We start from the raw sequence: 18323 nt of genomic DNA, 5'->3' as shown, positions 1-18323 counted from the left end.
CGCTACTCAGATACGCCTGAGCATCCCGACTCAGCGCGTCTTCCTGGCGATGAACGTGATCACACCGGTGGCGCCCAGCGCCACCGCCAGCCACACCAGGATGTCCCGTCCCGTGATCCCGCCGGGGGCGTCCGCCGCCGTTGCCGAGGCGGGCGTGCTCTCCTGGTCCTCCGCCGGTTCGGCCGCCTCCTCGGCCCGCGCCGACGGCGAGGGGGACGGCGACGGCAGCGCCTTGGCGGGCAACGGCACCCGGTAGACCGGGCTGTCGGCGCCCTCGGTTCCCGTGAGCAGCGCCGTGCCGTCCCGGGTGTAGGCGATCGACTCCGCCTGGTCCATCGCGGGCATCGACACCTTCGCCAGCTGCTCGTCGAACCCGCTGAACACCGTCGCGGAGAAGTAGGTACGGATGACGAAGCTCGACCCGTCGGGCGCGTAGGCCGCGTCCGTCGCCATGATCGGCGCGGAGCCCACCTTGCGCAGGACGTTCGTCCCGCTCGCCCGCAGCCGCCTGGGCGCCTCGTAGATCGCCCCCGCGAACTGTTTGGTCACCACGTACAGCCGGCCGGTCTTCGGGTTGACCATGATGCCCTCGGCGTTGTGGCCGCCGTCCTCGTAGGTGAACCGGTAGCGCACGGCGGGCAGCGTCGCGTCGCGCAGCGTGCCGGGCTCCATCACCTTGTAGACGGAGATGTCCGGCCAGGCGCCGTCGAAGTTGTCGCCGATGTCGGCGAACCACAGCACGCCTCGCCCTGTCGCCGGATCCCTGCTGGCGGCCATCGCCTCCCAGTCACGCGCCTGGGCGCCCCGCAGGGTGAAGGTCGCCTTGGTCTTCCCGTCGTCGTCGAGCGCGTAGAAGACCGGCCCCGCGTCGCTGTCGTTGTGGGTGTAGACCACGCCCTCACGGGTCGGCGAGAGCGCCAGCCCGCTCGACTCGGTGATCCGCGGATCGGAGATCCTGAACGCGACCGTCTCGCGCTCCCCCTCCGCGGGAGTCCCCTCAGCGGCGGGACTGCCCGCGGCAGGGGTCGCCGCGGCGGGACGGCCCTCAGCCAGGCTCCCCTCGGCGGCAGCAGGAGTCACCGCGGCGGGCGCGAGAAGCCCGGGCGTGGAACCGGCAGCCGTGGACACGGCGGGTGCCGGGACCGCGGGCGTACCGACGGCGAAGGCAGGAGTCACCGGCAGCACGACCGCCACCCCGACCCCAGCAAGCGTGCGAACCAGGACATCCCCCATCCGCCCATCATGCCCCAGCAGTGACCATCCCTATCCGCGCGCCGCCTGCCAGCCGTCGGCGACCGACGCCGGCACGAGCAGCGGCAGGAGCGCGACCATCACCATCGCGGACACCTGCGCGCGCACCGCCGGGTCGCCGGTGAACAGCCGGACCAGCACGCCGTCGAAAGCCAGCGTTATATCGAAAGGACTGGCCTGGAGTGGGGTCCGGGTTCTTAGGGTGGGTCTCATGGAATACGTGAACCTTGGACGCAGTGGCCTCAAGGTCAGCCCGCTCTGTCTCGGCACGATGAACTTCGGCCCCGAGACCACGGAGGAAGACTCCTTCGCGATCATGGACAGGGCCCACGAGCTCGGCATCAACTTCTTCGACACCGCCGACGTCTACGGCTGGAAGCTCGGCGAGGGCGTGACCGAGAACATCGTCGGCCGGTGGTTCGCCCAGGGCGGCGGCCGCAGGGAGCGCACGGTCATCGCCACGAAGTTCCACGGCAGGATGGGCGAGTGGCCGAACGAGAGCATGCAGTCCGCGCTGCACATCCGCAGGGCCTGTGACGCCTCGCTGCGGCGGCTCCAGACCGACTACATCGACATCTTCCAGGCCCACCACATCGGCAGGGAGACCCCGGTCGAGGAGTTCTGGGAGGCGATCGACGTCCTGCGCCGGCAGGGCAAGATCATCTACGCGGGCTCGTCCAACTACGCCGGCTGGCACATCGCCAAGGCGCAGGAGGCGGCCGCGAAGCGCAACATGTTCGGCCTGGTCAGCGAGCAGAGCCACTACAACCTGCTGACCCGCGCGGTCGAGCTGGAGGTGCTGCCCGCGTGCGAGGACTACGGCCTGGGCGTCATCCCCTGGAGTCCGCTGGCGGGCGGCCTGCTCGGCGGCGTCCTCCGCAAGATCGACAAGGGCCGCTCGGCCGCCGAGCACATGGTCAAGCAGCTCGAGAAGCACCGCGACAAGATCGAGCAGTACGAGGCGTTCTGCGACGAGCTCGGCGAGGATCCCGCGCACGTCGGTCTGGCCTGGCTGCTGACCAGGCCCGCGGTGGCCGCGCCGATCATCGGCCCGCGCACGATGGAGCAGCTCGACGGCGCCATGCGGACGCTGGAGATCAGGCTCGACGACAAGGCCCTCGCCCGGCTCGACGAGATCTTCCCCGGGCACAGCCCCGCCCCGGAGGACTACGCGTGGTAGCGGAGCCCTAGATCGGCGGTTCGACGGGGGTCTGGTCGGCCGGAAGCTGCCTGCGGCTCCTGCGGTCGACGAACCAGTAGCCGAACCCGCCCAGGACGATGCCCGTCACGCAGGTCCAGATCCACCACTCGTGGCCCGGCCCTGGCCGTACGATCAGCAGGACGGCCAGGGCGACGGCCCACAGCCCTGTCCCCACGAGCACGGCGGCCCGGTCGTTGGTCTCGAGCGGCTCGGGGTCGGGACGCCATGCCTGCTTCACGTCGTCCAGACTAGTCGACGTCCCGTTTCGCGCGATATGGCGGCAAATCAGTCTCGATCAGGTCGCAAGGTCTTTTGGCAGGTGGCAAGCCCTGCCACTCTTCGCGCGTGAAAGACACAATAACTCCCCCTCTTTCCGGCCTTGACCGATTCTTCGCCATCTCGGCTCGTGGTTCGACGGTGTCCCGCGAGGTCCGCGGTGGCTTGGCCACCTTCTTCACGATGGCCTACATCGTCGTCCTGAACCCGATCATCATCGGCACCGTCAAGGACGTCCAGGGCCAGTTCATCGGCGACGGCCTGGCCGCGAACCTGCCGCTGGTCGCCTCCGGCACCGCGTTCGTCGCGGGCCTGCTGTCCATCCTCATGGGCGTGGTCGGCAGGGTGCCGTTCGCCATGGCGGCGGGCCTCGGCCTCAACGCCTTCGTGACGTACGGCATCGCCTCCCAGATGACCTGGGAGGCGGCGATGGGCCTGGTCTTCCTCGAGGGCGTCATCATCGCGATCCTCGTGCTGACCGGGTTCCGCGTGGCCGTGTTCAACGCCATCCCCGCCCAGTTGAAGACCGCGATCAGCGTCGGCATCGGCCTGTTCATCGCGCTGATCGGCTTCGTGGACGCCGGTTTCGTCCGCCGCGTCGCCGCGGGACCGCCGCTGGAGATGGGCATCGCGGGCGCGCTGACGTCGTGGCCGCTGCTCGTCTTCATCATCGGCCTGCTGGCCACGGCCGTGCTGGTGGCGCGCAAGGTCAAGGGCGCCATCCTCATCGGCATCGTCGGCACCACCCTGCTGGCGATGGTCGTCGAGGCGCTCACCAACACGGGCCCGGCCTCCAAGACGAACCCGTCCGGCTGGCAGCTGAACGTCCCCACCCTCCCCGAGCAGATCTTCGGCTTCCACAACCCGCTCACGCTGTTCACCGAGTTCGACCCGCTCGGCGCGTTCAGCCAGGTCTCGGTGATCCTGGCGATCCTGTTCGTCTTCACGCTGCTGGTGACCGACTTCTTCGACACGATGGGCACCATCGTGGGCGTCGGCCGCCAGGCGAACCTGGTCGACGAGGACGGCCAGATGGCGCGCACCCGCGAGATCCTGCTCGTCGACTCCATCGGCGCGGCGGCCGGCGGCGCGGGCTCGGTCTCGTCGAACACGACCTACATCGAGTCGGCCTCCGGTGTCGCCGAGGGCGCGCGGACCGGTCTGGCGGCCGTGGTCACCGGTGTCCTGTTCCTGCTGTCGATCCTGGTGGCGCCGCTGGTCGTGGTCGTGCCGTACGAGGCGGCGGCGCCCGCGCTGGTCGTGGTCGGCTTCATGATGATGACCTCGGTCCGCGAGATCGACTGGAACGACTACGGCATCGCGATCCCGGCGTTCCTGACGATCGTCCTCATGCCGTTCACCTACTCCATCTCGAACGGCATCGGCGCGGGCTTCCTCAGCTACGTGCTCATCCAGCTGGCGAGGGGCAGGCGCAGCGACATCCACCCGCTGCTGTGGGTGGTGGCGGCGCTGTTCGTCGTCTACTTCGCGCTCGGCCCGATCAGGAGCCTGCTCGGCATGTGACGTCCTCGACCCGCCAGGCCGTGGTGGCCTGGCGGGTCCGCGCGATCATGGCCAGGGCCGCGCCGACGAGCGCGGCGGCCACCGGCAGGGCCGCCGTGACCGCACGCGGCCAGTACCGTGCCGCCGCCCGACCAGGCCGGCCGCCGCGAGCAGCGCCACGCACGCCGCCGTCGCCACCGGCCCCCTCCGTCGCCACTGGCCGCCGTCGCCACCGGCCCTGGCGTCGCCCCTTGAGCGGGAGCGGCCGGCCGTACTCGTAGGCGAGAACCGACAGGGCGGGAACCACGAGCGTTCCGCCGGCGCCCACCAGGCCGCGGTCACCCAGAATAAGAAGTGCGCGGCGCACTGTATCAATGGGTGAGACAAACCCAACCGAAGGGAATATCGTGGCAAACCATATAGTTAGCAAGGGTAATGAGACGTGCTAACGAATCCCTCGCACAAGATGGACCTGCGCAGCGACGCGGGCCTGGCCTCAGTCCTGCGCGTGTCGCTGGCGCGGCTGACCAGGCGACTCCGACGACAGGCAGCGGCACACACCCTGACACCCACGCAGTTCGCGACGCTCGCCGCCGTGGAACGGCATTCAGGGATAACCCCCGGCGAATTGGCCGAGCTCGAGAAGGTGCAGCCACCCTCGATGACACGGGTGATCGCCGCGCTCGAGGAGCGCGGGTTGGTCGCGCGCTCGCCGCATCCGACCGACCGGCGGCAGGTGACCGTGGCGGTGACCGACGCCGCCAAGGCGCTGCTGAAGGAGGAGCGCCGGTTGAAGGAGGCGTGGCTGACGCAGCGCTTGAAGGAGCTGACACCCGAGGAGCGGGCAGTGCTCCGGCAGGCGGCGCCGATTCTGGAGAAGCTCAGCAAGATATAGAGCCTGACGAACCCAGGACCGGAATGTTCCGGTCGCTTCGGGTTCACAACTACCGGCTGTTCGCGGCCGGAGGCGTCGTCTCCAACGTCGGCACCTGGATGCAGCGCACCGCCCAGGACTGGCTGGTGCTCGACCTGACACACGGCAGCGCGGCGGCGCTCGGCGCCACGACCGCGCTGCAGTTCCTTCCCCAGCTGATGTTCGGCCTGTTCGGCGGCGTGCTCGCCGACCGCTACCCCAAGCGCCCCGTCCTGGTGGTCGCCCAGTCGCTCATGGCGATGCTGGCGCTGACGATGGGCGTCCTCACCGTCACCGGTTCGGCCCAGGTCTGGCACGTCTACACGATGGCCTTCCTTCTCGGCGTCATCTCCTGCGTGGAGGTGCCGACCCGGCAGGCGTTCGTGGTCGAGATGGTGGGTCGCCGCGACCTGCCCAACGCGATCGCGCTGAACGCCTCGATCTTCAACCTGGCCCGCGTGGTCGGTCCCGCCGTCGCCGGCGTGCTCATGTACGCCATCGGCACCGGCCCGATCTTCCTGCTGAACGCGCTGACCTTCGGCGGCGTCATCTCGAGCCTGCTGCTCATGCGCAGGTCGGAGCTGACCCCGGCCGAGCTCGTCCCGAGAGCCAAGGGCCAGCTGCGCGAGGGCCTGCGCTACGTCGTCGAACGCCCGGAGCTGCTGCTTCCCATCCTGGTGATCGCGTTCATGGCGATGTTCACGCAGTCGTTCTCGATGTCGATCGCGCTGATGGCGCGCCAGGTCTTCGGGCAGGGAGCCTCGTCGTTCGGTGTGGCCTCCAGCGCCTTCGCCGTCGGCGCGCTCGCCGGGGCCCTGCTGGCGGCCCGCCGCGCCCGCCCGACCCGCAGCCTGCTCATCGCCGGCGCCGTCGGTTTCGGACTGTTCCAGGTCGTGGTCGGGGTGGCCCCGTTCTACCCGGTCTACCTCCTGCTGCTGGTCCCCACCGGCATCGCGCTGATCACCGTCAACACCGCGGCCAACTCGCTGGTCCAGATGTCCACCTCGCCCGAGATGCGGGGCCGGGTCATGGGCATCTACGTGCTGGTCTTCACCGGCGGCGCCCCGATCGGCGCGCCCCTGATCGGCTGGATCGCGGATATGGGCGGCCCCCGCGTCGGCGTCATGCTCGGCGGGGTGCTCACGCTGGCCGGCACCGGCCTGGCGATCCTGCTCAGCCGGTTGATCACCACCCGGCTCACCCGGCCGGCCCTCGCCACCGCCTGACGGCCGGCGACCCGAGCCCCGCCCGCCGCCCCAGGGCCGCGGGCGGGAGAATCGGTCCTGTGAGACTGTTCGCCGCGATCATCCCGCCGCCCGAGATCCTCGACGAGGTGGCCGCCGCCCTGGCGCCCGTCGCGGGGCTGGTGGAGGGCGTGCGCTTCCCCGACCGCGCGACCTGGCACCTCACGCTCGCCTTCTACGGGGACGTGCCCGAACGCGTCCTGCCCGACCTCGAGGAACGGCTGGCCCGCGCCGCCGCCCGCCATCCCGTCAAGCGGGTGGCCTTCACCGGCGCGGGCGCCTTCGCCAAGCGCGTGCTCTGGCTGGGCCTCACCGGCGACCCCCTGGTACGGCTCGCCGCCTCCGCCAGCGCGGCGGGGCGGCGGGCGGGAGCCGTACAGACCGATGACAAGCCGTTCCGCCCGCATCTCACGGTCGGCCGCACCCGCCACCCCACCGACCTGCGCCCCCTGGTGGAGGCGCTGTCGTCGTTCGCCGGGTCGAGCTGGTCGGCCGACGCGGTCGATCTGGTCCGCAGCCACCTGGGCGCCTCGGTGAGGTACGAGTCACTGGGGCGATGGGCTCTCGCACCCGATGAGCGGGGTTAGGCTACGCCGCGTGGACCGTCCTCGTTTCTGGCTTCTCCCGACCGTGCTCGGCGTGCTGCTGCTCATCGTCATCGTCGGCGCGGCGCTGACCTGACCTCGCCGCCGGCGCCGGCCCGACGCGGCTTCAGGGAAGCCCGCGGGAAGCGCCCCGGAAGGCCAGGAGCCTCCGGGGCACACCCTCGAGGGTCAGGACAGGTCGGACTCAGCGAGCAGCAGCGGCACCGCCGAGGGGTCGCGCAGGAGGGCGGCGACGGCGAGGCGGTCGTTCCACTGCCCCGTCGCCCACGCCAGCCCCCTGGCCAGCCCGTCGACCCCGTCGCAGTGGACCATCCCGTCGAAGTAGCGCCAGGCGCACGGCACCCCGTCGACCAGCAGCTTCTCGTGCTCGACGTACGCCTCGGGAGCGCCGGGCAGCAGTGACCTCACCTCCGCGGGCACCGTGCGCCGCACCCCTGACGAGGTGACCTCCCCCGTCACCAGCTCGCCCGCCAGCGGCAGGTCGAGCAGCTCCGACAGCGACTCGGCCAGGTCGAAGGGGGCCAGCACCAGCGGCCGGTCGGTCACCAGCTGCAGCAGGTCGGGGGCCTCCACGATCACCGCGTCGTCGGCCCCGGCGATCACGATGTCGCCACCGAGAACGGCCCGCACCGAGGACGGCGGAGCCACCCGCGCCGGGTCGACGGCCGCCAGCGCCATCCACAGCGCCCGCAGCTGGGCCCGGTCGACGGTGACCGCGGGATCCGCCAGGAGCTCCAGGAGCTCCTCAGGGCCGCCGTGGGAGGCCAGCAGGTCGGTCAGCGTGGTGCGGACGCCCAGCATCGCCAGCGCGCCCGTGTCGAGCCCTGAGGGGGCCTCGTCGTACAGCCCGGTGAGCAGCGGGTCGGCTCCCGGCAGGCGCAGCTCGACCGGCCGCCGCCCGTCGAGGGCCCGGTGGGTGGACAGCCACCAGGCGGTGTAGGACGGCACCTCGACGCCCTCGATCCGCAGCGGCATCAGCGCCCCCCGCAGCGGCGGCCTGGTGAGCAGCGCCAGCGCGGTCGGCCAGTCGGCCACCAGCTCCAGGTCGCGGATCGCGGTGAACTCCGGCACCACCGGCGGCACGTCGAGCGAGGGCAGCAGGTCGAGCACGTGGTCGAGCCAGGCGTCCTCCTCGTCGAGGTCGTGGTCGCACGAGTCGACGTCGAGCAGCACGTCGGCGTCGTTGACGACGGCGAACCCGTCGAGCACGCCGACGGCGGTGAGCACCCGCGCGTCGTAGGTGTCGGCGGCCACGCCGAAGCCGGCGTCCTCGACCAGCAGCCCCGCCAGCGCTCCTGACGACAGGAGCAGCTCCCCCGCCGGGTACAGCGAGCCGTCGACACCGCGCAGGGCCAGCTCCGACAGCCACGGCTCCTCGCCGGCCGTCAGCCCCGCCGCGTCGACCAGCGACAGGACGGCCCTGGCCACCGCGTCGGGGTCGTCGCTCTCGAGCGACTGCGCCACCGCCGTCCTGGTCAGCGGGTCGTCGAGGACCGTGCGCGGCGTGGCCTCGAAGGCGCCCAGGCGCAGCAGCAGCGGATGCGCCGCGTCGGAGTGCACGATGCGCAGGCCGAGCGGCGCGAGGTCGAGCGGCGTGCTGAGGATGAGCGTGCCGCGCGGACCGCGCACCAGGCGGCCGTCGGCCAGCGGCACGGGCAGCGCCCCGAGGGCCTCGGGGTCGTCGCCCGGCAGCACGTCGTACAGGGAACGCCACCACGACGGGTCGCGCCCCTCGATCGCCTCACCCGACAGCTGGTCGACCACGTCGGCCAGCTCCACCCGGCGCACCCCGAGCGCCGACAGCGCCGGATGCCGCGCGGGCCAGCCGGCCGGCAGCAGGCCGGGCACGATCTCGGCGAGCACCTCCAGCAGCTCCCCCGGACCGTGGACGGCGGACGCCTCCCTGCCGGAGACCACCCACCCGTCACCGGACGGCTCGCGCACCGGGTGCTCGACCTGCCAGGTGGCGTCGGGGTCGTAGAGCGCGGCGTCGTCGAAGGAGGGCGAGGTCACCACCGGCGCGGGCGCCGACAGCGCGGGCAGCAGCGGCACGTCGGGCAACAGGCGCAGGATCGCGCGCCTGATGCGGGCGTCGAGCTCGCCCTTGCCCATCAGCGCGGGCACCAGGTCGAGCAGCCGGGGCGTGCGCGGCAGCTGTTCGAGCAGCTTGACGTAGGTCTCGGCGACCCGCTCGACCAGGAAGTCGGTCAGCGGCCCTGGGGCGACGTGGCGCCGGTCGGTGGCCATCGGGAAGGAGGCGATGAGCAGCGCGGGCAGGTCGAGCGGCTCGTCGGAAGGCGTCGGCGCGTGGACGACCTGCGGCACGGGCAGCGGGCCCGCCTCCAGCGGCACGGCCCAGCGCACCGACCAGTAAGGCCTGGCCCGCTCCTCCGTCGGCCGGTCGGCGAAATAGGTCGCGACCTCCTCGGGGGCGAACTCGCCCGAGGCCGACACGACGTGCCAGCCGGACGGCTCCACCGTGCGGGTGACCCCGTCGACGGTGATCTCGATCGCGGTCAGCGCCGGCATGCCGAGCAGCAGGGCGGGGCTCGTCTCGTCGAGCATCTGGCGCACCACCGCCTCGGCCGAGGGGCGCAGCGGCAGCCGTACGGACGTCTCGAACCCGTCGGGCACCTCGACGGTGGCCGGGAACGGCAGCCGCAGCAGCGGCACGTGGCCCTCGCGGGAGGTCAGCTCGGCGGCCAGCGCCGGCTCGGCCGCCACCAGCGCGGCCGTCTCCTCGCGCGACCAGCGGACCGCGCCCGTCGACCGTGAGCCGATCGACGGCTCGTCGCAGACGGACACGATCGCGGCGAAGCCGACGCCGAAGCGCCCCGCCGCGCCCACGTGGTCACGCTTGGCCGACACCCGCAGCGTCGACAGGCCCTCGACCCCGTCCGCGTCGAGCGGCGCGCCCGTGTTGGCGGCGGTGAGCACGCCGTCGCGCAACTCCAGCCGCAGCACGCCGGGCACGCCGTCGCGCAGGGCGGCGTCGGCCGCGTTCTGCGCCAGCTCGACGATCAGGCGGTCGCGGTAGCCGCCGAGGGCGAAGTCCTCCTCGGCGTTGGCGTCCTCCCGGAACCGCGCGGGCGAGGCCCGCCAGGCCGTGAGGACGGCGGCGCGCATCCGATCAGTGCCGAAGGTGTCCACGGGGCTAACTCCTAAGGATCAGAGAGGGGCCACCGAAGGCTAGCGGTCGGCGCCGACAAAGCCGATCAGGAGTGACCGAGCTCCTCTGAAGCGGCCTCGTCGACCGAGCCTGACTCGACCTCGATCAGGTCGTAGCCCAGGTCGTCGAGGATCGGCGAGCTCTGCTCGACCGGCGGCGGCACGACCGCGGCCTCGGAGTGGGCACCGCAGCCGTGGTCGGCGGCGACGACCTTGCCGTCGTCGGGCGCGTACTCGTTGGCGCACACCCCGAACTCGCCCCGCAGACCGCCCGCGAGCGGCCAGAAGAAGCCGCAGGTGGAGCACTGCGCGGGCGCGGCGTGGGCGATCGGTGTGTGCGGCCCGGGGGCGCCGGAGTGCCAGCGCTTGGCGGCGCGGTCCCTGCCGATGGCCGACAGGACCCTGGCCCTGCCGAGGCCGTACTCGAAGATCATCTGGTGGTCGAGCTCTTCGTCGTCGCCGGTGAAGCCCGGCACGAGCCTGTCGTCGTCCTCCGCGGTGGGCAGCAGGTCGCCGACGCCGAGATCGCCGGGCAGCAGCCGCTCACTCCACGGCAGCCACGGGGGCGCCAGCAGCGCGCCCGTGCCAGGCGTCAGCACGGCCTCGCTGACCGTGACCTTCTTCGCGCGGGAGGCGCGCGTCACGGTGATGGCCCATCGCCAGCCCCGGTACGCCCGGTCGAGGCAGGCGAAGTAATGCGTAACGATCCGGTCGCCCTCGCCCTCGTAGCCAAGGTGCTCGCCCGGCTCTCCTGGTCCGGCGAGCTCCCGCGCTGCCTCAAGCGCGAGCTCGACGGCGGCGACACAGGCCTGATCAGGCGGGGAAACGCGGGTCCTGGTCCTGGTCAACGGCCCGCTCCCGCCGCAAGGTGCTGTTCGCTCACACTCCATTCTCACCCATGGACGGACGTGCGAGCACCCACGTCGGGTAAGACTGGTAAACGTGGATCGCGTGCTGTCGTGGGTGAAACGGGTGACTCTCGCGCTGGCGCGGGCCGGCCGGTCGACCGCCAGCGGCACCAAGCGGGCGGGAATGGCCACCGCGCGCGGCGGCAAACGGTTCGGGCTGGCCACCGCGAGCGGCGCCCAGCGGGTCGGCCACGCGACACGGCGGCTGACGCACGCCCAGGGCGCGGGCCGTACCGGCCTCGGCCGCCTCATCGAGCTGACGGCGGTCAACAGCGTCGGCGACTCGCTCATCACGCTGGCCCTCGCCGGCACCATCTTCTTCGGCCTGCCCGTCAACGAGGCGCGCGGCCAGGTGGCGCTCTACCTGATGATCACGATGATCCCGTTCGCGGTGGTCGCGCCGTTCGTCGGGCCGGTGCTCGACCGGTTCAGGTCGGGCCGCCGCTACGTGATGGCGGGCACGCTGTTCGCCCGCGGCCTGCTCTGCTTCGCCATGGCCGCCGCCGTGGGCCCCGGTGACGTGCTGACGCTGTTCGCCGGCGCGCTCGGGGTGCTGGTGCTGTCCAAGGCGTACCACGTCTCCCGCGCCGCGATCATGCCAAGCGTGCTGCCCGCCGACATCACGCTGGTCAGCGCCAACGCGAGGGTCGCGCTGTTCTCGCTGGTGGCCGCCGGCGTCGCGGTGCCGATCGCCGCGGGCCTCACCGCCTGGCTGGGGGCCGCCTGGGTGCTGCGCATCGCGATGGTCGTCTTCCTGCTGCTGGGGGTCGTCGCCGTACGGCTGCCGCGCCACGTCGACTCCCCCGACCTGGAGGAGGAGGAACAGGAGCGACCCGGCCGGCGGGCGCGGTGGCGGACCCTGCTCGACGTCGGCCCCGCCGTGACCGAGGCCGTACGGGCCAACGCCGCCATCCGCTTCTTCTCCGGCTTCCTGCTGTTCTTCCTGCTCTTCCTGGTGCAGGACGGGCACCTGAAGGACCTGCCCGCGACCACCACGATCGCCGTGCTGGCCGCGGCGGCCGGTCTCGGCGGCCTGGTGGGCGCCGCGACCGCCAACTGGGCGCGCAACCACTCGCCCCAGCTCATCGTGCTGCTCACGCTGGCCGTGACGCTGGTGACGGCGGGCGTCACCGCCTACCTGTTCGGCCTGTGGGCCGCCGTCGCCGTGGCGCTGGTCGCCGCGTTCGCGCAGGAGCTGGGCAAGCTGGCCCTCGACGCGATCGTGCAGCGCGAGATCGGCGAGAAGGTGCGCTCGTCCACGTTCGGCGTGGTCGAGGCGCTGCTCCAGCTCGCCTGGGTGTTCGGCGGGCTGGTCGGGCTGCTGGTGTCGGACTGGTCGGTGGGCCCCGGCGGGCTCGCGTCGGTGGCCGTCGTGCTCGCCGTCACCCTCGGCTGGCTCCTGGTACTCCGGAGGGCAAGGGTGAAGGCCCGCGACGCCAAGCTCCACGCCGCCCAGGCGAGCCGGCCTGAGGAACCGCAGGACCCGCAGGACATGCGGCAGGACCCGCACCAGGACTCGCGGCACGACCAGGCGAGCCGGCCGCGCAAGCCGCACGAGCCGCAGCAGGCCCAGCCGCCCGCGCCGGCCACCACCAAGCCGCTGACCAACCCGCACGGCTGAGCAACCCGCACAGCGGAGCGGCCCGCACGGCTGAGCACAGCTGAGCCCGCACGGCTGGGCGGCCCGAGCACGGACCGGCCGGGAAACCCGAGCTCGTCCAGGACCCCGGCCCCCGCGGGGCGGTCAGTCGCGGTCAGTCGAGGTCGTCGGCGACCGCGCGCAGCACCGTGGCGACCTTCTTGGCGTGGGCCGCGTCGGGGTGCTTGCCCCGCTGGTAGGACTCGGAGACGGCGTCGAGCAGCTTGATCAGGTCTTCCACGATCACGACCATCTCGTCCGGCTTCTTCCGCTTGCCCTTCGGCTTCGACTTGGCCAGCGTCGGCGGCTGCTCGAGGATCCGCACCGACAGCGCCTGCTGCCCCCTGCGTCCCTCGGCCACGCCGAACTCGACCTTCTGGCCGGGCTTGAGCGGCTCCCCGCCGGCCGGCAGCGCGGAGGAATGCACGAAGACCTCACCGCCGTCGTCGCGGGTGAGGAAGCCGAAACCCTTGTCGGCGTCATACCACTTGACCTTGCCAGTCGGCACAGGGGGGACCTCGTTCATGCTGTCGGAAAAGATGAATGGAAGTAGGTTATGCCCAGCTGGGCCGGAGAGCGACCGGGTAAATTCGCATCAGTTCCAGGCACCGAACCAGGCGGAGAACTCCGTCAGGTCCGCCAGCGCCACATCGGCTCCGTGATCACGCAGCTCTCCCACCGTGTAAGGGCCAGTGGCGACCGTCACGCTGACGGCGCCGCCCGCTCGCGCCGCCTCGATGTCCGCGACGTGATCTCCAACATAGGCGGCCGCGCCGAAACGCGCGAGAGCCGATCCCTTTTCCGCGCCGAACACCGATCCGACGATCTCGTCCACCTCGAAGCCGAGCAGTTCGACCGTGCTCGTGGCGTCGCGCAGGTTCTTGCCGGTGACCACGATCACCCGCCCGCCCGCCTCCCTGACGGCCCGCACGGCGTCGTACGCGCCGGTCATGGCGGTGTGCACCGGGACGGCGACCTCCGGGTAGAGCTGCCTGAACAGCGTGGCCGCCGCGGGCACGTCGTGCGGCGGCAGCCAGTTGGCCAGTTCGTGCTCCAGCGGCGGGCCGAGGCGGGTGATGACGGTCGCGCTGTCGATGGCGACGCCGAGCCGTTCGGCGAGCTGGTCGTAGACGGCCGCGATTCCCGAACGCGTGTCCGCCAGAGTCATATCGAGGTCGAATCCCACTGATTTCCCCACCCGTGCAGGGTAACGGGCGCCGGTATGGGACCGTTGAAGTGGGCAGAAAGGAATTACTTATCCGAAGGAGCGGCCATGGCGGAAAGTCAGGAGACCAGGCCCCATCGCCCGGCACGCCCGGCCGTCCGGAAATCGGTGAGCGTTGGGCGCCGCATGGCCGACATCGCCGTGTGGACGGTGAGGGTGGTCTCGCGGACGGCCGCCCTCATTTGTGTTCTCGCGATCGTTTTCGCGATCTTTCCCGCCAATCCCGCCAACGCGCTCGTCCGGTTCGTCGAGTCCTTCGCCACGTCGCTGTCGCTCGGCCTGCACGACCTGTTCAGGCTGCCGGACGCGCACTGGCAGGTCCTGGTCAACTACGGCCTGGCCGCTCTGGTCTGGCTGGTCATCGGGTCGGCCGCGGCGAGCCTGATCCGGCGCGTCACGCCGTAGCGACGCCGATCGGACCACCACAGGGTCCCTAGACTGGCACGAAGGTGGTGCGACGGTCTGATGAGGACGTTTCTCATTGGGTGGAGGTACTAGGAACGACATGACCAGATCGACGCGCGAGCGGATCGTCGACGAGGCCCTGCGGCTGTTCGCCGAGCGGGGCTACTCCGCCACCTCGGTGGCGGAGATCGAGGCCGCCGCCGGGCTCTCCCCTGGCGCGGGAGGCCTCTACCGCCACTTCAAGTCCAAGTACGAGGTGCTCGCCGCCGCGATGCACGAGCACGCCGCGCGCACGCGCACCCAGGTGGCCGACAGCCTGGCCACGCTCAACAGCATGGAGTCCTCGGCCGACCTGGAGCAGCGCCTGTCCCACCTGTGCCGGGCGGGCCTGGCGAAGGTGCGCGAGGAGAGCGAGCTGACCAGGGTGTTCTTCCGCGACCTGAGCCAGTTCCCCGAGCTGGTCGCGGTCGTGCGCGAGGGGCTGCTGCAGCCGATGTTCGACGCGATCACCTCGTGGTTCCGCGCGCAGCCGGAGTACGCGGAGGTCGAGGTCGACTGGACCGGCATCGGCGCGGTGCTCGGCGGCGCGGTCGTCCACTACCGGCTCTTCCAGGAGACGGTGGGCGAGTCGCCGGGCCACGCGGAGAAGGACCAGTTCGTCGCCGCCTGGGTACGGCTGGCCGTGGGCCTGCTGCCCGCGCCCGCACCGGTCAGCTGACCCCCCACAGCCGGACGGCGAGCCACACCACGCCCAGCCCCGCGAAGACCATGAACATGGTCCCGCTGACCGCGAAGAACTGCTCGAGGAAGGCGTTGAACCCGCCGGCGCCGTCGGCCCGCAGGGCGCCGATCACCACCCCGCCCACCGCGTAACCGAAGATCGGCGCGCCGAGCCCGATCATCCGGTCCTTGAAGGAGAGGTTGTCGCTCGCCAGCACGGCCACCGCGCCCGCCGCCCACACGATCGCGGGCACCTGGAAGATCGCGATCGCGGGCAGGCCGAACGGCACGAGCAGCGCGGCGAGCACGAGCAGTCCCATGCCGAGCAGCTCGCGCGGGTGCTCCTTGACGAGGGTCCCTGCGTCCCCGCCGCCGGCCCCGGTCGCCCTCCGCGACCCGGCGAACGGCAGGCCGCGTCCGGCCTTCCCGGCCGGCCGTCGCCGCGCCTGCCGCCGGAAGCGCGCGACGCCAGGCGGCACGTCGTCCACGATCCGGGGGAAGACGGCCGTGTCCTTCCCGGCGGGCCGTACCTCTGGTCCGGCCTGGCCCGCAGCGCGCTCCCAAGATCCGGCCTGGCCCTGGAGCCCGGCCGGCCGTACCTGGGGTGCGGCCTGGATCCGGGGGGCGTCGGCCGCGCCGCTGAGGCGGCGCGCCTCCCGCTCGACGAGCGCGACCGGGTCACCGAACCTGGCCAGCACCCTGGCCACCGCCTTCGGGTCGGCGCTGCCGCCGCGCTCGGCCTCGATACGGGCCCTGAGCCGCTTGACGAAGTCGAGCCGCTGATCCTGGCGCAACACGCCGTGAGCGGCGTCGGCCGCCTTGCTGACGTAGTCCAGGACGAGCTGGTCGGCCCGTTCGATCACGCAAGCCATGCTGCCCCAAACCGCCGGAACATACCATTGCCATGATGGAGTTCACCCAGTGGATCAGGGAGCGCACCGACGAGCAGCTGGGTGCGCTCGTCGCGGCGCGCCCTGAGCTGATCACCCCGGTCCCCGCCCACCTGGAGGGGCTCGCCACGCGCGCGGGCAGCCCCTCGGCGATCGGGCGCGCGCTCGACCGGCTCGACAGGTTCGCGCTGGCGGTCGTCGAGACGCTGGCCGTGACCGACTCCGCGGACCGGGCGGCGCTGCGCCGCCTGCTGGAGCGGGCCGCGGGCGGCGAGGTCCCGTTCGACGACGCGCTCGAGCGGCTGCGCACGCTCGCCCTGGTCTACGGGCCGGACGAGGCGCCGCGGCTGGCCCCCGGCGTCCGCAAGGTGCTGGACGACCCCGCGGGCCTCGGCCCGCCCGTCGTCGAGGTGTTCCGGCACCACCCGCCCGAGCAGCTGGAGGAGATCGCCGACGACATCGCCCCCGGCACCGAGGGCACGGGCAAGGAACGTCTGGCCGCGGCGCTGGCCGAGCCGGGCAAGCTGGTCGAGGAGGTCTCCCCGCCGGCCAGGCAGGCGCTCGACGAGCTGGCGTGGGGCCCGCCCAGCGGCCGGGTGCCCAACGCCCGCCGCGCCGTCCGCGTCGCCACCGCCCGCTCCCCGATCGAGGAGCTGCTGGCCCGCGGCCTGCTGGCGGCCACCGGCGAGGAGAGCGTGTCCCTGCCCCGCGAGGTCGGCCTGTACCTGCGCGAGGGACGGGTGCACCGCGACCTGTCCCCCGTGCCGCCGCCGCTGGAGGGCGCCGAGCGCTCCCGGCAGCTCGGCGACAGGACCGCCGCCGGCCAGGCGTTCACGTTCGTCAGGGCGGTGGAGGAGCTGTGCGAGCGCTGGAGCCTCGACGCTCCCGGCGTGCTGCGCACCGGCGGCCTCGGCGTACGCGACCTCAAGCGCACCGCGACCCAGCTCGACCTGCCCGAGTGGGCCGCCGCGCTGGTGATCGAGGTCGCCCACGCCGCCGGGCTGCTGGGCGCGGGCGGCAGCGTCGACGGCGAGTGGCTGCCCACCCCCTCCTACGACACCTGGCGCGTCAAGTCCACCGAGGACCGCTGGGCGTCGCTGGCGGCCACCTGGCTGCACACCGACCGCGTGCCCGGCATCGTGGGCGAGCGCGACGAGCGCGACCGGCTGCTCAACGCCCTCCACCCCGACCTGCGCCGCTCCTCGGCTCCCGAGGTACGGCAGGCCACGCTGCGCGTGCTCGGCGCCGCCCCCGGCCTCGCGCCGTCCCGCGAGTCCGTGCTGCGGCGCCTGGCATGGGAGCAGCCAAGGCGCCGGGGGCCGCTGCGGGAGCAGCTGACCGACTTCACGCTGCGCGAGGCCGAGCAGATCGGCTTCACCGGTCTCGGCGCGCTGTCCACGCACGGCCGGGCCGTGCTCACGGGCTCGCCGGAGGCGGCCGCCCTCCTCGCCCCGCTGCTGCCCGAACCGGTCGACCACGTCCTGCTCCAGGCCGACCTGACGGCCGTCGCGCCCGGCCCGCTCACCAGCGAGCTGGCGCGCTGGCTGACGCTCGCCGCCGACGTGGAGTCGACGGGCGGGGCGACCGTCTACCGGTTCGGCGAGTCGTCCATCAGGCGCGCGCTCGACGCGGGGCAGGGGGCCGACGAGCTGCTGTCCATGCTGACCCGCCACTCGGCCACGCCCGTGCCGCAGCCGCTGACCTACCTGGTGACCGACGTGGCGCGGCGGCACGGCCGGATGCGCGTCGGCACGGCCAGCGCCTACATCCGCAGCGACGACCCGTCCATGCTCGACCAGCTCATCGCCGACCGGCGGTCGGCGCCGCTGCGGCTGCGGCGGCTGGCGCCCACGGTCATCGCCTCGCGCACCTCCAGGGCCGCGCTGGTCGACTCGCTGCGGGCGATGGGGTTCGCGCCCGTCGCCGAGTCCCTGGAGGGCGACGTCATCGTCACCCAGCTCGAGGCCAGGCGCACCGAGGGGCTGCCGGTCGCCAGGGCGCACTCGTCGTTCAACGGGCTCGACCCCGATGTGGTGGCGGCCGCCGTCCGCGCCATGCGGGCCGGTGACGCCCGCCGCGCCCCGCTCGACGCGCCCGACGGCGCGATCCCCCGCGGGCCGGCCACCGCCACCATCTCGACGCTGCAGGACGCCATCCGCCAGGGCGTGCGGGTGTGGATCGGCTACCTCGACTCCCAGGGCAACGCGACCAGCCGCATCCTGGAGCCGGCGCGGATGGAGGGCGGGTACCTGACGGCCTACGACGAGACGCGGGCGGCGGTGCATCGCTTCGCCCTGCACCGCATCACCGGCGTCGCCCCCGTCACCTGAGGCCCGCCAGGCGTCCACCAGCCGCTTGACTCCGTCTGGAGGGCG

18 protein-coding genes are annotated in these 18323 nt (G+C 72.5%); 9 read left to right on the top strand and 9 right to left on the bottom strand.

Going from position 1 to position 18323, the window contains the following annotated elements:
* Positions 1-30 precede the first annotated feature (30 nt).
* Positions 31-1233 (bottom strand): hypothetical protein, encoded by a 1203-nt coding sequence (locus tag ACWENQ_RS36890; RefSeq protein ID WP_452418359.1) that lies wholly within the window; start codon positions 1231-1233, stop codon positions 31-33.
* Between the two features lie 30 nt (positions 1234-1263).
* On the bottom strand, positions 1264-1464 hold the full coding sequence (locus ACWENQ_RS36885; RefSeq protein ID WP_452418357.1) for a hypothetical protein: 201 nt from the start codon (positions 1462-1464) through the stop codon (positions 1264-1266).
* Between ACWENQ_RS36885 and ACWENQ_RS36880 the strand changes: the two genes are divergently transcribed.
* Positions 1463-2431 (top strand): aldo/keto reductase, encoded by a 969-nt coding sequence (locus ACWENQ_RS36880; protein ID WP_452418356.1) that lies wholly within the window; start codon positions 1463-1465, stop codon positions 2429-2431. The two genes, ACWENQ_RS36885 and ACWENQ_RS36880, sit on opposite strands and share 2 nt — an antisense overlap.
* 7 nt (positions 2432-2438) lie before the next feature.
* On the opposite strand, the gene ACWENQ_RS36875 is transcribed toward ACWENQ_RS36880, so the two are convergent.
* Positions 2439-2690: a DUF2530 domain-containing protein gene (locus ACWENQ_RS36875; RefSeq protein WP_354914302.1), complete on the bottom strand. Its 252-nt coding sequence runs from the start codon at positions 2688-2690 to the stop codon at positions 2439-2441.
* Between the two features lie 107 nt (positions 2691-2797).
* Here ACWENQ_RS36875 and ACWENQ_RS36870 point away from each other — a divergent pair, with 107 nt between their 5' ends.
* Positions 2798-4252, top strand: a complete 1455-nt coding sequence (locus ACWENQ_RS36870; RefSeq protein WP_449918519.1) for an NCS2 family permease — start codon at positions 2798-2800, stop codon at positions 4250-4252.
* On the opposite strand, the gene ACWENQ_RS36865 is transcribed toward ACWENQ_RS36870, so the two are convergent.
* Positions 4230-4598 (bottom strand): hypothetical protein, encoded by a 369-nt coding sequence (locus ACWENQ_RS36865; RefSeq protein ID WP_452418354.1) that lies wholly within the window; start codon positions 4596-4598, stop codon positions 4230-4232. The genes ACWENQ_RS36870 and ACWENQ_RS36865 overlap by 23 nt on opposite strands.
* A gap of 99 nt (positions 4599-4697) precedes the next feature.
* Between ACWENQ_RS36865 and ACWENQ_RS36860 the strand changes: the two genes are divergently transcribed.
* The 3 genes from ACWENQ_RS36860 to thpR are packed head-to-tail and all read left to right on the top strand — an operon-like array spanning position 4698 to position 6975.
* The gene (locus ACWENQ_RS36860; protein ID WP_449918525.1) at positions 4698-5126 is read left to right on the top strand and encodes a MarR family winged helix-turn-helix transcriptional regulator; all 429 of its coding nucleotides are present in this window, start codon (positions 4698-4700) and stop codon (positions 5124-5126) included.
* A 23-nt stretch (positions 5127-5149) separates the two neighbouring features.
* Entirely contained in the window at positions 5150-6370 is a 1221-nt protein-coding gene (locus ACWENQ_RS36855; RefSeq protein ID WP_449918527.1) for an MFS transporter, read from the top strand.
* A 59-nt stretch (positions 6371-6429) separates the two neighbouring features.
* Complete coding sequence (gene thpR, locus ACWENQ_RS36850) at positions 6430-6975, top strand: RNA 2',3'-cyclic phosphodiesterase (RefSeq protein WP_449918530.1); 546 nt, start codon at positions 6430-6432, stop codon at positions 6973-6975.
* Positions 6976-7161: 186 nt separating this feature from the next.
* On the opposite strand, the gene ACWENQ_RS36845 is transcribed toward thpR, so the two are convergent.
* Complete coding sequence (locus ACWENQ_RS36845; RefSeq protein ID WP_452418461.1) at positions 7162-10119, bottom strand: sacsin N-terminal ATP-binding-like domain-containing protein; 2958 nt, start codon at positions 10117-10119, stop codon at positions 7162-7164.
* Between the two features lie 89 nt (positions 10120-10208).
* A complete protein-coding gene (locus ACWENQ_RS36840) occupies positions 10209-11009 on the bottom strand; it encodes a DUF3027 domain-containing protein (protein ID WP_449918532.1) in 801 nt (266 codons plus the stop codon).
* Between the two features lie 94 nt (positions 11010-11103).
* On the opposite strand from ACWENQ_RS36840, the gene ACWENQ_RS36835 reads away from it, so the two are divergent.
* Positions 11104-12690, top strand: coding sequence for an MFS transporter (locus tag ACWENQ_RS36835; RefSeq protein ID WP_449918535.1), 1587 nt, complete (start codon positions 11104-11106; stop codon positions 12688-12690).
* Between the two features lie 133 nt (positions 12691-12823).
* Here ACWENQ_RS36835 and ACWENQ_RS36830 read toward each other — a convergent pair whose 3' ends face one another.
* Together ACWENQ_RS36830 and ACWENQ_RS36825 are read right to left on the bottom strand one after the other, a co-directional pair.
* Positions 12824-13216, bottom strand: coding sequence for a cold-shock protein (locus ACWENQ_RS36830; RefSeq protein WP_354914504.1), 393 nt, complete (start codon positions 13214-13216; stop codon positions 12824-12826).
* Between the two features lie 87 nt (positions 13217-13303).
* On the bottom strand, positions 13304-13894 hold the full coding sequence (locus tag ACWENQ_RS36825; RefSeq protein ID WP_452418459.1) for an HAD family hydrolase: 591 nt from the start codon (positions 13892-13894) through the stop codon (positions 13304-13306).
* 165 nt (positions 13895-14059) lie between these two features.
* Between ACWENQ_RS36825 and ACWENQ_RS36820 the strand changes: the two genes are divergently transcribed.
* Both ACWENQ_RS36820 and ACWENQ_RS36815 read left to right on the top strand, forming a co-directional pair.
* Entirely contained in the window at positions 14060-14338 is a 279-nt protein-coding gene (locus tag ACWENQ_RS36820; protein WP_449918542.1) for a hypothetical protein, read from the top strand.
* Positions 14339-14438: 100 nt separating this feature from the next.
* Positions 14439-15056, top strand: coding sequence for a TetR/AcrR family transcriptional regulator (locus ACWENQ_RS36815; protein ID WP_354914284.1), 618 nt, complete (start codon positions 14439-14441; stop codon positions 15054-15056).
* On the opposite strand, the gene ACWENQ_RS36810 is transcribed toward ACWENQ_RS36815, so the two are convergent.
* Positions 15049-15921, bottom strand: coding sequence for a hypothetical protein (locus ACWENQ_RS36810; protein ID WP_452418353.1), 873 nt, complete (start codon positions 15919-15921; stop codon positions 15049-15051). The genes ACWENQ_RS36815 and ACWENQ_RS36810 overlap by 8 nt on opposite strands.
* A 44-nt stretch (positions 15922-15965) precedes the next feature.
* On the opposite strand from ACWENQ_RS36810, the gene ACWENQ_RS36805 reads away from it, so the two are divergent.
* Positions 15966-18278 (top strand): helicase-associated domain-containing protein, encoded by a 2313-nt coding sequence (locus ACWENQ_RS36805; RefSeq protein ID WP_452418458.1) that lies wholly within the window; start codon positions 15966-15968, stop codon positions 18276-18278.
* The last annotated feature ends 45 nt before the right edge of the window (positions 18279-18323 follow it).

It is taken from the genome of Nonomuraea sp. NPDC004354 (genome assembly GCF_053602555.1).
Note: the sequence above shows the minus strand (reverse complement) of the source record. Positions and strands in the feature narration are given on the sequence as shown.